The sequence below is a fragment of the Acinetobacter sp. 24-47-62 genome (assembly GCF_056779765.1).
The window spans coordinates 88,480-104,142 of record NZ_JBWYIN010000012.1 but is presented as its reverse complement, the minus strand read 5'-3'; the positions used below and the strand labels follow the sequence as shown (position 1 = coordinate 104,142).

Sequence of the window (15,663 nt, the reverse complement as noted above, 5' to 3'; positions counted from 1 at the left end):
ATAAAATATGACAACTATTTCAAAAAAAACTAGAGCAGACTATCAATTCTTTTTTCCCATCCAAACCCGTTGGGCTGATAATGACGTGTATGGGCATGTCAATAACGTCACTTATTACAGCTACTTTGACACCGCCGCAAATGCGCTACTTATTCAACACGCACTATTTGACTTTAAAACTTCGCCTATCATTGGACTCGTTGTTGAATCAAAATGTACATATTTTTCTGAACTATCCTACCCCGAAGTGATTGATGTTGCTGTCGCTATCGAAAAGATTGGACGATCTTCAGTGACGTATAGCATTTCAATATTTAAGAAAAATCAATCAGAGCCTGCTGCTCAAGGTTATTTTGTGCATGTATTTGTCGACCGTGACTCTCGTAAAAGTATTGAATTACCAAACTCAATACGCGAAGCCTTAACTACGTTTATGACGAAATCAACTTAAGACTTAAGCTGAATATTATGTAGCTCACCGCCGAAAATTTTTAACAAGTCTTCCACGACGGGTTCTTGATGAATCAATTCTTCAGCACGTCGATATGCCTTTTGCTTACGCTTTTCCTGCAGATCGAAAGGCGTCTCACCGTTTGGTTCGTTGTATTTTACGATTAATTGAGATTTTGAAAATGATTGCTTGAGTGCTGCTTCTAAACTCGGAATGAGTGAGTGCAATAAAGCTTCGTATTTTGCAGGGATATAGAATTCACATGTTCCATCAATTTGACCTTGCATAAGACCTTGTTGTGCTAATTCTTGTACCGCAGGTGTTAATGGACTATTTCTGAACCAATATTCCCACTTTTGAGTATCCCATTCACCTACCAATTCGACAGGCTCAAGCCTTAAAATATCTTGAGGCATTAAACCTTTTAAGCCAGCATCTGCGACAATATTTTTATTCTCATCAAGTAGATCTAGACTTGGGCAATGAGTGCCATTCGATGATCCTTCTTCTTGAACTGACAATTCAGCGCTTTCAGCAGAATGTTCACTTGGCTTAGGCTCTAAAAAGAAAATATTGTCTTGATCAACAATAGAAGATTCAACAGGCTCTGAATTAAAGCTTGCTCCAAATGAAGTCAGCTCAATCTCCCCACTGCCTACCACAGAGTTGGTTAAATTCTCTTGTTTCACTTCAACAGATACAGACTGACCGACATCATCCGCATGATTTAATTCTGTTGAATGCAAGCTTTCAGATTCAGATTTTTCAGGATGAACTGACTCCGTAGGAACAGCCTCATCATCTGATGCCATCATCTGCTGAAATAAGATTAGATCCGTATTTTCCTCATCATTTACATCACGACTACGCTGAATCGAACTCGTATTATTCTCAGGCGAACTGATTTTCGATCCTGCCTCTTGATGATCAGCCGATATAGATTCTGAATTCTCTGTCGAAATCTGATTGAAATTTTCAGCTTCTTTTAAGACATTTGATTGTTCTGGAGGTGCTTGAGTGGTCAGCTGCTCATTATTCGCCATCGGGCGGAATGCCAACAACCTGAGCACACACATTTCAAAGCCTTGCTCTTGAGTCACTGCAATTTGTAATTCAGCACGACCTTTACATGCAATTTGATAATACAATTGTAGATCTTGAGCAGAAATCATGCTCGAAAGCTGCATAATTTTCTGATTAATCTCAGCACTATATTTTAAACTCAAGTCTGGTAAGTATTGGAGTAAAGCCAACTCATGTAAAGTTGAAATGAGTTGATCCAACACCAAAGAAACATCAAGTGCTTGTTGACGGAATTGGAGTAATAAAGCACTGACTTTAGCACGTTGATTTTGATGTATCGCCAAAATAAGGTCGAAAATAATCGTGCGATCAATCAAACCCAGCATTTCTTTCACATCTTGGTGGTGAATCGCACCTTGCCCATATGCAATTGCTTGATCTGTTAGCGACAGTGCATCACGTAAAGAACCTTGTGCTGACTCAGCGATCTGCCAAATCGCATCAGCTTCCGCATTAATTGATTCTTTAGTTAAAATTTGTGTGAGATGTGAAGTGATTTCATCAACCGCCAATGGGCGTAAAGTAAATTGCAAACAACGTGAAATAACCGTAATTGGAAGTTTTTGAGGATCTGTCGTCGCAAATAAAAATTTGACATGTTCAGGCGGTTCTTCAAGTGTCTTGAGTAAAGCATTGAAAGAATGTGTGGACAGCATGTGTACTTCATCAATGAGATACACTTTAAAACGACCTTGCGTTGGTGCATAAGGTACGTTATCCAATAATTCTCGTGTATCCTCAACTTTGGTTCGGGATGCTGCGTCAATTTCAATTAAGTCTATAAATCGACCTTCATTGACTGCGGTACACGTTGGGCATACTTCACACGGTGTAGATGTTACACCTGTTTCACAGTTCAGACATTTAGCAAGAATCCTTGCAATCGTTGTTTTACCAACGCCACGCGTCCCAGTAAAAAGATAAGCATGATGCAGTCGACCACGCTCTAAAGCACTGGTTAATGCACGCGACACATGGTTTTGACCAACCAATTCTAAAAAATTACGTGGACGATATTTACGCGCAAGAACCTGATACATGAATGCTCCCTAATTACAGGACTAAGCATACTGTTTTTTTTGGCAAGAGTGAATGCGTTACAGATCATTCATACATTCAAAAAACAATTTAAACCCAACTCTTTTTTCTTGGGAAAATTTAACCTGTTAAATTCAAACTAAAATCATCAAAATTTTCGTATTCCTCACCAGTCCCATCGATACGAATTTCTAGCATTTTGTTGACCAAATCGACAAGAATGATATTTCTGGTTGGAACACCGTTTAATTGAATCAAAGACTTCTCAGTATTAATGAATTTGAACTGACCTTTGATTTCTTCTGCTTGGTTATGACCGCTTAGACTTAATCGTGACAACACATACGTTTGGTCTGCGTTAAGTTGTAAATCAACAGCCATACCAGGACAATCATCACAACGCGAAAAACACCCCATACATGGCGTAGTACCTTGATATAAACCAATATATTGAGGTGTTACTTGATTTTTTATTGAATCATTCTGTTTCAAGAGTTGATTTGATTGCGTGGACTGATCGCAAGAAGCCATATGAATCGACGATATCAAAACGAATGGGATGACAGTACTACGGCGCATAATCACAAATCAATTTTAACAATTTTGTGAAAATTACCATATCTCAAGTCTGCATATGAATCAATGCGTATGTTGGTGCACGTGAACCCCATCATCATGTAAAACTTGATCAGGGTAAGCGAGTCCAATCCCTTTAATTACTTCAGCAAAATATGACCCTTTATCTGTATAAACTTTAATAATTGCATATTGATCTTCAATACTTTGAGTAATCGTAAAATAGTTTAGATCAGCAGGATAATCCTCAAATTGCCCCTTATATCTCACAATTCCATCCTCAACTTGTTCAATCTCAGTAATTTCGGCCACACGATTGATACCAAATTGCAAAAGTTTCAAGGGAAATTTACTGCCCTCTTTCATGCTCGCCACTTGATCAGGGCTAAACTTAAATAAATAACCCGTGTCAGCCCGATGCTGAAAACTTTCTGGAAGAATCATATGCCGTTCAACATTTTGTTCTAGTACAGGCATAAGCTCAGGCATCAAATGAGAACTCGATGACTCATTCTTATTTTTAAGGCGTTCGTCATGAGCATAAACATTTTGACCCAGTTCATTTTCAACTTGATGCTGCTGTAAGCTTGCAGATGGTTTGTCTTTTTCGGGTTTTAGATATAACGTAAATGTAGCAGTCACAAAAACTGCTACACCCAATAAAATATAAATTACTTTCATATATTATTTGAATAGCGACACTGCTTTAGCATTTTTATTAATCATAGTGACAGCATCACGATCATTCGTACCCCCTAATTGGTATCCATACTTTGGATGGAATAAATCTGGGCTTGAGAAATAAGAGATACTATTACCTCCCATAATCGTACTACCCAAAGGATGCTCCAAACCACGTGCTGGCCCAGCGGTATCATGATGATTAACCCCCATATTATGACCGAATTCATGTCGTAAAACCGTGATTCCACAGTTAATACTTCCACTACCGACCATATAATTGGAGTTAGGGTTTACAAGTAAGTACGCTAAACCACAGCCCTCTTCATCACCTTCATAATATATAGCATCAGCTTTTAAGCGATTACGCTCATTCTGAATAACTTTGTCCACACGACCAATATCAAGGACATTGTTTAATGTTTTAGAACCTGGTGTTTTATATTGCAGATAACCAACGTTGCGTAGATAAAACTTGGCATTTGAATTCTCTGCAGACACATTGGTTAGGTCAAAGCCTTCAATCAATCTAATTTTCGCTGCATTTGCACCTAATTTCTCTGTAACAGCAGGACTACTCACCAAAAGCATGTCAATCGTTGAACTATCAGCTTGCCATCCTTGAGATGTATAGACAAAACGTTGTGTTTCACCAGTTTGAATCGTTTGTCGTAAATTATTGGATGCCTGAATTGTGCTGCTCCACGCCGCTCCAGAACTTATGATTATCTTGTCATTGATTTGAGCACGATCAGGTAAATTAATTACTGATTGCCAATTTCCATTTGCCAACTTAACACGTGTCACTGGTTGTTTAGGATCAGGAACTTTTTTATTATTTAAATCTTTCGCTTGTATCACACGTTCTGGTGCAGAAACTAAAATCCACTTCGCTAATTCTTTTACAAACATAAATTCATATCGATCACCTCTATTTAGTTTTAAAGTTGCTGAGGTATTGATATTCTGATTTGAAATAGTAGCTTCCCATGTTGCAGTCGACTTCACGATCACACGATCACGGTCATATGCTGAACTTGGTAACGTGAATTGTGACACCCAGTTTCCATCACCAAAAATAATTTCAGTTAAAGGGCTATCGGTTTTATTTAACTGAGTACCCACTGAACTAACATTTATTTGCCTCGGCTTGATATATTCAGGAACCCATTTTTTTAGTTTTTGATTAAATACAAACCAATAGCGATCTCCTTTTTTTAAATTAAAATTACTCGAAAAAAGAAGATTTGTTGTATCAATTGATGAATCCCAGCCTGCATCAGATTCAATCAACATTACCGTATTGTTAGTTACATCGCTCGGCAATACTATTTTCTTTGCCCAAGCGCCATCTTTTAGATGAACTCGCTGTATTATTTGTTGATTAGATATAATATTTTGTACACTTGAATTATCGACAATGGCACTAGGTGTACTGTTGATTCGCCATTTTTTTAAAGATTCACTATAAATAAAGTCGAATGTGTTTCCTCTATTGATTTGAATTGATTCAAGTGGAATATCTATATTGGAAGTATCTAGATATGCCGTATATCCCGCCGATGAAGAAATTCTAATCTTGTCATTATTTTTTGGATTGTTTGGCAGATAGATTTGCTTCGTCCAATTTCCATCACCTAATTTAAATTCTAATTCAGCATAACCGCTCGGAATCTGACCGCTTTGCTGATTTTGGTTTGGTGTAAGTACTGTACTTGCCACAATACCACTCATCAAACAACCCATTAGTAAAAAGGTAATTTTTTTATTCATCATGTCACTATTTGTTTATTTTAGTTAAAGTTAGTGTACATTATAAATACAAACTCCCCTTTTTAAATGTTAAAACCATCCCTTTTTACCATTATTAATGTGATCCACACATCTCAATGCCTCTTGCGATAAACTCCACAAACGATAATCCCCTGTAATTGACCCAACAGGATAATTATGGGTATAGGCAAAACTTAATTTTCTTTCAGGATCACACCAAGCTCCTGATCCGTTGTAGCCCATATGACCAAAACCATTTTTTGCACTTTTACCGAGCGTGATAACTCTGTGATAACCCAAACGCCAATGCATAGGTATTGGCATCACCTTGTCTCGATCATAACTTTGAATTTGCGAAAGTTGTTTGAATACAAGTGGCTTGATAAATTGTCTTGATTCGAACTGACCATAGTGCGCCATCATGGCATAGATTTTCGCTAAACTTCTGGCTGTAAATACACCGTTAGCAGCAGGAATGGGTTGAGTCAGAACACGATCATCAAAAAAGCTAAAACCCTTCATTCCCTTTGGAATCATTGCATCTATAAAATCATCAGGATTTTGACCAGAATATTGAATGATACGATCCGAAAATGAAACTTTCTGTTTTTTCTTCTTTTGTTGTGCAACTTGAGTAGTTGATGACTTTCTTTCAATATTTGTTTTTTCTAGAGGTTTGGCTATTCTTGAAAGTTGATCCTGAGGGACACCAAAATAGGCACCATCTAATTGAAGTGGTTCTACTAAATATTGATTCATCAGCTCAGAAAGATTTTGCTGAGTCGCTTTTTCAATCAGCCCTCCTAATAACCAGCCATACGTAAGTGCTTGATATGCATAATTTGAATTGGGTTTAAAACGTGGTGTCGCGCTAGCCATCACATTGAGCATGTGATCCCAGTCTGCCATTTCAGATGCTTGAGCAATGACATTTCTAACATCATATAAACCACTACGGTGACTCAATACGTCAGCCAAAGTAATATTAGATTTTCCATGTTCAGCAAATTCTGGCCAATAATCAGCTATGGGTTGACGATAGTCTAATTTCCCTTCACTCACTAGAATATGCGACAAAGTCGCTAAGATCCCTTTTCCGGTGGAATAGCACATCGCCATCGTGTCTTCTGACCACTCTTCACTCGAAGACTTTTTTCCAACATAAATATCAACCACTTTTTCTTGACCATAATATACAGCCAATGATGCACCACCTTGTTCAGTACGAGAGTCTTGTAAACGACTAAATAAATGTGCCAAATCTGCAAACTGATGGTGAACGATACCCTTATAATTATGTGTGTCAGCGTAAATTAAATCTTTTAGAATTTTCATCTTCTATCCTTGATTTATAGTTATAAAAAAGCCTAACAAACATGTTAGGCCTAGAGCATCTATTAAAGTGGTTTCACAACACCAGAAACATGAGGTTTTTGTGATTTTGCATTACGAACTAACAAATATGTCGCTTGATCTCGCTCACCCGTTAAAAATTCAACCTCAGATGGTAAAAACATAGGCAACTTAAAATAAACATCAGCATCATAAGCATCCGGTAAACTAATACTTGCTAATGCTTTAGCTTTACTCCACATGCCATGCGCAATCGCTTGTTTAAAACCAAATGCTTTCGCTGTAACTGCATGAATATGAATGAGGTTAAAATCACCTGAAACGAGCGCATAGCGACGCCCCGTGTTTTCAGCGACTTTCCAATTACCCTGTGATTTAAATTCAGGCAACTGATCTTCTTTCGCCTTTGAAGCGGATGAAGTATTTGTTTTTTGACGAGAAAGATAGGTCGTTAAACCTTCCATCACTACATCATTTCCTACTTTTGCAGTCGTAATGAAGTCAAATTGCAAACCTTTGTCATGTGGTTTTAACTCACCAAATTTGCATGATAGCGTGATAGTTTCATTCACTCCAATTTTGCGATACTGCTTAACTTGATTACGAATATGAACCAAACCCAGCAAAGCAAATGGGAAAGGTTCTTGTGTCATCATTTGCATCTGCAAACTCTGAGAAATGACTGCCAAGTAAGTCGATGGTACATATCCATTATTCTTATAACCACAAATTTCGTTATAAGATTTTAAATGGTCATGATCAACACGATATTCATCAACGATGTAATCCACTTGTGGAAGTGTCTTTTCGCCTTTCGGTTTTTTAAAAATTAAACCTTTAATGACTTTAGGATAAGCTAAATAAGCTTTTGGCAATTGACTAAAGTGACGTGTTTTCATGTTAAAAATTCCCATTTATCTTTATAAAAAATTTACAGTTTGCAGCTCAACAAAACGATCATAACAAATCATACGAGCAATAAAGAGAGCAATGCCTGAACATTACTCTCTTTCATTTAACAATCTATGACCACTAAAGCTTAAGCACCTAATAAACTTTGACCGCACACACGTACAATGTTTCCATTCAGCCCCGTTGAAGCAGATGAAGCAAATAATGCGATTGTTTCAGCCACATCAACTGGTTGACCACCTTGACTCATCGAATTCATACGGCGACCCGCTTCACGAATTGCGAATGGAATCGCTGCTGTCATTTGAGTTTCAATAAATCCAGGAGCAACAGCATTAATCGTTACACCATTTTTCAAAATTGGTGCTGTAAATTTCACTAAACCAATCACACCAGCTTTAGAAGCTGCGTAGTTCGTTTGACCGAGGTTACCCGCAATACCTGAAATCGAAGATACGCAAACGATGCGACCATTTTCATTGATGCCTTCATTAGACAACAAATATTCATTCACACGCTCAATCGCAGATAAGTTAATGTTAATCACAAGATCCCAAAGCTCTGGCTTCATATTAGCAAGCGTTTTATCACGTGTAATACCGGCATTATGGACAATCACATCTAGCCCGCCTTGAGCAGCCGCTGCAGCTTTGATTTTTTCTCCAGCATCTGGTGCAGTGATATCAATCGCTAAAGTCGATCCACCAATTTCACTCGCAACACGATCAAGATCTGCTTGTTGTTGTGGTACATCTAAGCAAATGACATGAGCACCATCACGCGACAAAACATGCGCAATCGCTTCACCAATACCACGACTTGCACCTGTGACCACTGCAGTTTTGCCCGCAAGTGGTTTAGTCCAATCAACATCAACAACATTTGCTTTTGAAACACGAATGACTTGACCTGATACATACGCTGAGCGCGGAGAAAGTACAAAACGAAGTGTAGATTCAAGATTTAAAGCAGCATCTTGATCTACATAAACCAATTGTGCAGCAATACCTTTCTTAAATTCTTTACCTACAGATTTCACGAAACCTTCTAATGCACGTTGAGCAATCGCTTGTTTCACTGTAGGTGCTGATTCTGGTGTCAAGCCAACGACGACTACACGACCTGAAGTTTGAATTTGGCGAGCAATTGGATTAAAGAATTTATACAATTCAATTAACTGTTCAGAGTCCTGAATACCCGAAGCATCAAACACAACTGCTTTGAATTTCGACTCTTTATCGCCTTCATTAAACGCACCTAAGTTCAACCCTACTTTAGCTGCAGCTTGTTGTAACTCAGCATTGTTTCCCGCATAGCTGTTGGCATGAATATTACTCAGAACTTGCGCAATTTCACCATTAAAAAGACTTTTAGACGCAGAACCGAATAAAACAGCGCCTTGAACAACAGGCGTTGCTGATTCAAAGCGATCTAAGTGAATTGGAGATGGTAAACCTAAATTTTTGATGACAAATTTACCAATTGGAGATTTTGCAAAAGCTTGATATTGGTCAGTCATGAATATGATCTCTCGATAGAATAATTTTTTGAAGGATCTATGATGTAGATGAAGTTCAGTTCAAACTCTGATACTTAGTAAATTAATCGATCCCTGCGTTTCAGTTAAATAATACTTGAGTTACTCTATGTATGTCTTGACCTGAAAGCATTGCTAAATGTCATTTTAGTCAATACGACCTCTTAGCGATTATGCTAATGTAGCACTCAAGAATATCCCAAATATGCTTGGAAAAGCCTTATGAGCAAAACAACTCAAGAAAATCCAACAACTGAGAATTCTGCGAAAGCGACTGTGTCAAATACATCAAAAGCTCGTTCAAATGCGAGTAGTGGTAATGCAAACAGTGCCAACAACGCAAATACTCCAAAAGCGACTCGCCCTCGTACGTCGACGACTCGCAAAAAAACAGCAGCAACAAATAAAACTAAAGCTGAAAATCAAACTTCAGCAACTACGACTCAATCTTCCGCTGAACAGGAAAAAACTATGACTCAAAATACTGTACGCCGTGTTGCAATTATCGGTGGTAATCGTATTCCTTTCGCACGTTCTAATGGTGCTTATTTCACAGCCACAAATACGGATATGCTTACAGCAGCATTGAATGGTCTAGTTGAGCGTTTTAATCTTCAAGGTCAACGTCTGGGTGAAGTCGTTGCTGGTGCTGTACTAAAACACAGCCGTGATTTCAATATGACGCGTGAATGTGTGTTAAGCACAGAGCTTGCACCTGAGACTCCAGCTTACGATATCCAACAAGCTTGTGGTACTGGGCTTCAAGCTGCTTTCCTCGTAGCGAACAAAATTGCATTAGGTCAAATTGAGGTGGGTATTGCAGGTGGAGTAGATACCACTTCAGATGCTCCTATCGCATTTGGTGATGGATTACGTAAAGCCCTCTTAGAACTCAACGTTGCAAAAACAGGTAAAGATCGTCTTAAAGCGTTAACTAAAATTAACGTAAAAGATTTGCTAGATGCTCCTAAAAATGGTGAACCTCGTACTGGCTTATCTATGGGCGATCACCAAGCGATCACAACACTTGAGTGGGGCATTTCTCGTGAAGCTCAAGATGAACTTGCTGCATCGTCTCATCAGAAAATGGCTGCAGCTTATGAAGCAGGATTCTTTGACGATTTAATGACGCCATTCCTTGGCCTTGAGCGCGACAACAACTTACGTCCTGATTCAACTGTAGAAAAGCTTGCAAAACTTAAGCCAGCGTTTGGTAAAGGTGATGCTCGTACAATGACTGCTGGTAACTCTACTCCACTTACCGATGGTGCTTCTTGTGTATTATTAGCATCAGAAGAATGGGCTAAAGCAAATGGTCACGAAATTTTAGCGTATTTAAGTTTCTCTGAAACTGCTGCTGTAGATTTCATTGGTAAAAAAGAAGGTTTGTTAATGGCTCCTGCTTACGCAGTTCCACGTATGCTCGAGCGTGCTAATTTAAAACTTCAAGATTTTGACTACTATGAAATTCATGAAGCATTTGCATCTCAAGTTCTTTCTACATTAAAAGCTTGGGAAGATCCTAAATTCTGTAAAGAACGTCTAGGCTTAGATGCGCCTTTAGGTTCAATTGATCGTGCGAAGTTAAACGTTAAAGGCTCTTCGTTGGCTGCAGGTCACCCATTTGCCGCAACAGGTGGACGTATTATCGCAACTGCTGCAAAAATTTTAAATGAAAAAGGTTCAGGTCGTGTACTAGTGTCGATCTGTGCTGCAGGTGGTCAAGGTGTAACGGCAATTATTGAAAAATAATTCGATGTTCCTAACAAATAAGCCCCTCGATTGAGGGGCTTATTTGTTATAAATTTTAATGATTTAAAGTCTCAGGCGCATAACCCAGTTTAGCCTCGATCCCATCATAGAACCATTGAAATATAAACGTATACACCAGAATACTAAGCGTCAAAGCTAAGTCGACGATAAAAGCTTGTATGAGCGTCATATCCATCATATATGCTACAATTGGAATGGTCACTAACATCAAGCCACCTTCAAATCCTAGCGCATGCAATATACGAACTTTTACACTACGCTTCCACTGATTGCGCGCTTCAATTTTTTCAAAATAATGATTGAAAATCATATTCCAGATCACTGAAAGTACGGCCATAATCACACCTAATGAACCAGCAATCTCCAGGGGAACTTCAAAAATAAAACTCAAAGAAATTGCGATGATCACCAATAGAATGATTTCATAGCTTATTGCGTGAATAATTCTTCTATTTGAAAAAAACATGCGTTCACTCATCAACATTGTTATTCATGAGCGCATTTTATTTTCATAATATTGAATGATCGAGTTAGAATCTATCAAATTTTTTGAAAGAATAAACATGAATATTAATCAAGAACAATTGGTCGTTTTTAAAACTGTGATGGAAACAGGTTCTTTTTCCGCAGCCGCACGTCAGTTAGGCAAGGTCCCCTCTGCTGTCAGTATGGCGATTTCCAATTTAGAGATTGATCTGAATCTTCAACTGTTTGAAAGAGTAGGACGTGAACCACAGCCAACACTTCAAGCCAAAGTTTTGTATGAACGTACTAATCATTTATTGATTGAAATGAATCAATGGAAACAACATGCATTTGGTTTGAGTAGCGGTATCGAAACCGAATTAAATATTGTGGTGGTATCTGAGTTACTGCATAGTAGATGGACTGATTATATTGTTTTATTAGAACAACAATTTCCTCAACTACAAATCAATATATTCAGCGCACCACAAGAAGATGCTCAACAAATGATTTTAACGGGTAAAGCACATTTAGCATTGATGTTTGAGCGTGAACATATTGAGGCGAATGAACAATTCGTGGAATTAATGAAAGAAAGTTTAATTCCAGTTGCATCTGTTCATCATCCGCTGTGCCAAAATCAAAAAGTGAGCTATGAAGAAATTTTTCAAAGTCGTCAGATTGTAGTCGCTAGTCGCGATCGGAACATTAAGCCTGAATTACTCTTCTCCAAAGATGCATGGCGTACAGACAATCACCATTCAGCATGTAGATTAATTTCACAAGGACTTGGATGGGGAGTTTTACCCACTGAAATGCTTATCGAACAACCAACATTAAAGAAAAAACTTAAAGTTCTACGATTTTCAGATTTCACTCCAAAATTTGATTATTTTATCGATCTGGTTTGGAGTAAAGAGCAACCATTGGGCAAAGCTGCTCAATTTTTAATTCATCACATCAGAAATAAAAGAAAAATGTAGGAAAATAACTTGATTTAAAACTTTTGTAGCATGTTTCAAAATAATCATGTGTTATAAAGATGGTATAAGTAATGAAACAAAGAATTAGATCGCAATGACTGAAACAGCTTTATCTCAATTAAAAAACTTCACTACAATTGTTGCAGACACAGGTGACTTAAACGCTATAAAAAAATTTAAGCCATTGGATGCTACCACTAACCCTTCACTCATCACGGCAGCAGCTTCATTCCCTGAAAACAAAGAACTGATTGAAGCTGCATTTGATCAAGCAAAGTCAGAGGGTTATCAGTCAGATGAGTTAATCGATAGAACAATTGATATCCTGACTGTCAAATTAGGTGTGGAAATTCTAAAAGTAGTTGAAGGTCGAGTATCAACAGAAGTTGATGCAGCACTTTCATACGATACAGCCGCGACAATTGCTAAAGCTAAAGAATTACTCGCTCTCTATGCGACTTATGGTGTTGATCAAAACCGAATTTTAATTAAAATCGCCTCAACATGGGAAGGTATTCAAGCTGCTAAGGTTCTTGAAGCAGAAGGCATTCATTGCAACTTAACTTTGTTGTTTGGCTTACATCAAGCAAAAGCATGTGCGGATGCTCAGGTCACATTAATTTCACCATTTGTAGGTCGTATTCTCGATTGGTATAAAAAAGCTGAAAATGTGGATCACTATCCAATTGAACAAGATCCTGGTGTGCAATCCGTTAAACAAATTTACGAGTTCTACAAACAAAATCAGGTGAAAACTGAAGTTATGGGCGCAAGCTTTCGTAGCATAGAACAGGTTCTCGGACTTGCTGGATGCGACCTCTTAACTGTATCACCGAATTTACTTGACGAATTGGCTCAAGATCATCGCCAAGTTGAAGTTCAGTTAAATGCAAATGCACACAGCTCAAATATCGAATCACTTAGTCCAATCACTGAAATAGATTTTAAAGCGCAAATTCAGAAAGATCTTATGGCATCGCAATTATTGCAAGGCGGTATAGATGGCTTTATTAAGGCAAGAGATCAACTCAGCTCTCTGTTAAAACAATCATTTGGCATAGATGCTGATATAAAAGCTTAATTGCACCTATCCATCATTCTTTCAATCGAGCTCTTAGGAGCTCGATTATTTTTTAAGAGATAAATGAGTGTTTGGTATAACTGATCTTCCAACCTATTTAATAGGTACATTACTTATTATTTTATTACCTGGACCTAACTCGCTCTATGTCATGTCTATTGCGACTCGCTTTGGCATAAAAGTGGGCTATCAAGGTGCTTTCGGTATTTTGTGTGGAGATAGCATCCTTATTTTGCTAACTGTCTTAGGTGCCGCAACATTATTGCATCAATTTCCCTGGATTTTTTTCGCCCTAAAAATTATTGGTGCTTTATATCTTAGTTATTTAGGTATCCGTTTAATATATGCAGCCTATTTAACTTGGAAACGTCCAAGTAAAGATCAAGCTAAAGTTTCTATTGTACAAAAACAAGAAAAATTTCATCCTTTTCGTACCGCATTACTCATTAGTCTGATTAACCCAAAGGCAATACTGTTCTTTTTATCGTTTTTTGTTCAATTTGTAGATCCAGCTTATCCTTATCCAGCCCAAAGCTTTTTAATGCTTGCTGTAATTTTACAATTAATGAGTATAGGCTACTTAAGTATGTTGATCTTTACAGGTATCAAAATTTCAAATTACTTCAACACGCATTATAAATTAGCAGCTGCTTCTGTTGCCGCTATTGGTATTTTATTTGGATTGTTTGGGATCAAACTTGCGACATCAACAATGTAATCTCAACTTCACAGAATCATTAGGGAAATAATATAAAAATGCTCATAGACGTGATAACAAGAATAAAAAAAGATTTAAGTCTACCTGCTGTTTTCGCTGGCTTTATTACATTTTTAATTGGCATTAGCGTTTCATCTGTACTGGTTATTCAAGCAGGACAAGTATTAGGTGCAAATCAAGCACAGATTAGCTCATGGTTTTGGGCACTGGGTTTGAGTATAGGATTATCAGGACTGATCTTAAGCTGGAAGTTTAAATATCCAGTTGCAACATCATGGTCAACAGCAGGACTAGCACTGATTATCGCTACAGGCTCAGGATACAATTTGAATGAGGCGATAGGCGCATTTTTAATATGCGGAATTATGACTGCTGTATTGGGCTTTTTTGGAATATTTCAAAGAATTCTTGAATTTTTACCGCAATCTCTTACAAGCGCCATGTTAGCTGGAGTGTTATTAAAATTTGGCATTTCATTATTTACGGTCATGCAAGACCAATTGATCTATGTTTTAATCTTGATCAGTACATATTTTATAAGTAAAAAAGCATTACCCCGTCACTCCATTGTCATTACATTGTTAGCTTGCATTATCGCCACACCTTTTTTCTTTGAATATACAGCAACCAAAATTCACTACGGAATGACGTATCCAGTATGGATTCAGCCTGAATTTCACTGGTCAAGTATTCTGGGTTTAGCTATTCCCCTCTTGATCATCAATATGGCTTCACAATATTTACCTGGTTTAGCAATGATCAGATCCTATGGTTACAAACCTCATGTCAACCAATTAGTAAGTTGGACAGGAATTGCTCAAGCAATATTCGCTCCGTTCGGGGCATTTTCAACCAATATCGCAGCAATTAGTGCAGCTGTGAGCCTTGATGAACAAGTTCATCAAGACCCTGCTAAACGCTATATTGCAGGTATGGCTTGTGGAGTGTTCTATATTTTTATGGGCATTTTTGCAGCGACACTAACGGGATTATTACTGTCATTCCCTAGAGAAATGATCACCACTTTGGCGGCGATCGCACTTTTTGCAACGATTGGACATAACATCAGTATCGCATTTAAAGAAGATTTAGATCGTGATGCTGCTTTAATCACTTTTTTAATGTCTGCATCTGGAGTTCAGTTTTTGGGCATTGGATCTGCTTTTTGGGGATTGGTTATTGGATTTATTATTTATCATTTGATGCGTATACAAATTAAAAAGCCTATTTAAAAAAATA

14 protein-coding genes are annotated in these 15,663 nt (G+C 37.8%); 6 read left to right on the top strand and 8 right to left on the bottom strand.

Annotation, left to right across the window (positions count from 1 at the left end):
• The first annotated feature begins 7 nt into the window (after positions 1-7).
• Positions 8-451: an acyl-CoA thioesterase gene (locus tag AC1M87_RS10890; RefSeq protein ID WP_092767801.1), complete on the top strand. Its 444-nt coding sequence runs from the start codon at positions 8-10 to the stop codon at positions 449-451.
• Here AC1M87_RS10890 and dnaX read toward each other — a convergent pair.
• The 7 genes from dnaX to AC1M87_RS10855 all read right to left on the bottom strand — a co-directional run bounded on the left by dnaX (position 448) and on the right by AC1M87_RS10855 (position 9,386).
• Positions 448-2,574, bottom strand: coding sequence for a DNA polymerase III subunit gamma/tau (gene dnaX, locus AC1M87_RS10885; protein ID WP_481593689.1), 2,127 nt, complete (start codon positions 2,572-2,574; stop codon positions 448-450). The genes AC1M87_RS10890 and dnaX overlap by 4 nt on opposite strands.
• A 118-nt stretch (positions 2,575-2,692) precedes the next feature.
• On the bottom strand, positions 2,693-3,151 hold the full coding sequence (locus AC1M87_RS10880; RefSeq protein ID WP_092767797.1) for a copper resistance protein NlpE N-terminal domain-containing protein: 459 nt from the start codon (positions 3,149-3,151) through the stop codon (positions 2,693-2,695).
• 60 nt (positions 3,152-3,211) lie between these two features.
• Positions 3,212-3,829: a metalloprotease secretion chaperone CpaB gene (gene cpaB, locus AC1M87_RS10875; protein WP_092767795.1), complete on the bottom strand. Its 618-nt coding sequence runs from the start codon at positions 3,827-3,829 to the stop codon at positions 3,212-3,214.
• A 3-nt stretch (positions 3,830-3,832) separates the two neighbouring features.
• A complete protein-coding gene (cpaA, locus tag AC1M87_RS10870) occupies positions 3,833-5,563 on the bottom strand; it encodes a metalloendopeptidase CpaA (RefSeq protein WP_481593688.1) in 1,731 nt (576 codons plus the stop codon).
• A 108-nt stretch (positions 5,564-5,671) separates the two neighbouring features.
• Entirely contained in the window at positions 5,672-6,931 is a 1,260-nt protein-coding gene (locus AC1M87_RS10865) for a serine hydrolase domain-containing protein (protein ID WP_228143123.1), read from the bottom strand.
• Between the two features lie 68 nt (positions 6,932-6,999).
• The gene (locus tag AC1M87_RS10860; protein ID WP_092767854.1) at positions 7,000-7,854 is read right to left on the bottom strand and encodes a MaoC family dehydratase; all 855 of its coding nucleotides are present in this window, start codon (positions 7,852-7,854) and stop codon (positions 7,000-7,002) included.
• A gap of 140 nt (positions 7,855-7,994) precedes the next feature.
• Positions 7,995-9,386, bottom strand: coding sequence for a 3-oxoacyl-ACP reductase (locus AC1M87_RS10855; protein ID WP_092767789.1), 1,392 nt, complete (start codon positions 9,384-9,386; stop codon positions 7,995-7,997).
• Between the two features lie 240 nt (positions 9,387-9,626).
• On the opposite strand from AC1M87_RS10855, the gene AC1M87_RS10850 reads away from it, so the two are divergent.
• Positions 9,627-11,156 (top strand): acetyl-CoA C-acetyltransferase, encoded by a 1,530-nt coding sequence (locus AC1M87_RS10850; protein ID WP_180028195.1) that lies wholly within the window; start codon positions 9,627-9,629, stop codon positions 11,154-11,156.
• Positions 11,157-11,211: 55 nt separating this feature from the next.
• Here the strand turns inward: AC1M87_RS10850 and aceI are convergent, their stop codons facing one another.
• Positions 11,212-11,643 (bottom strand): chlorhexidine efflux PACE transporter AceI, encoded by a 432-nt coding sequence (gene aceI, locus AC1M87_RS10845; protein ID WP_481593687.1) that lies wholly within the window; start codon positions 11,641-11,643, stop codon positions 11,212-11,214.
• A gap of 97 nt (positions 11,644-11,740) precedes the next feature.
• On the opposite strand from aceI, the gene aceR reads away from it, so the two are divergent.
• The 4 genes from aceR (at position 11,741) to AC1M87_RS10825 (ending at position 15,656) form a co-directional block, all read left to right on the top strand.
• On the top strand, positions 11,741-12,625 hold the full coding sequence (gene aceR, locus AC1M87_RS10840; protein ID WP_092767852.1) for an HTH-type transcriptional regulator AceR: 885 nt from the start codon (positions 11,741-11,743) through the stop codon (positions 12,623-12,625).
• 94 nt (positions 12,626-12,719) lie between these two features.
• On the top strand, positions 12,720-13,706 hold the full coding sequence (gene tal / locus AC1M87_RS10835; protein WP_481587645.1) for a transaldolase: 987 nt from the start codon (positions 12,720-12,722) through the stop codon (positions 13,704-13,706).
• 67 nt (positions 13,707-13,773) lie between these two features.
• Positions 13,774-14,424 (top strand): leucine efflux protein LeuE, encoded by a 651-nt coding sequence (gene leuE, locus AC1M87_RS10830; RefSeq protein ID WP_481593686.1) that lies wholly within the window; start codon positions 13,774-13,776, stop codon positions 14,422-14,424.
• Positions 14,425-14,477: 53 nt separating this feature from the next.
• Positions 14,478-15,656 (top strand): benzoate/H(+) symporter BenE family transporter, encoded by a 1,179-nt coding sequence (locus AC1M87_RS10825; protein WP_481587691.1) that lies wholly within the window; start codon positions 14,478-14,480, stop codon positions 15,654-15,656.
• Positions 15,657-15,663 lie beyond the last annotated feature (7 nt).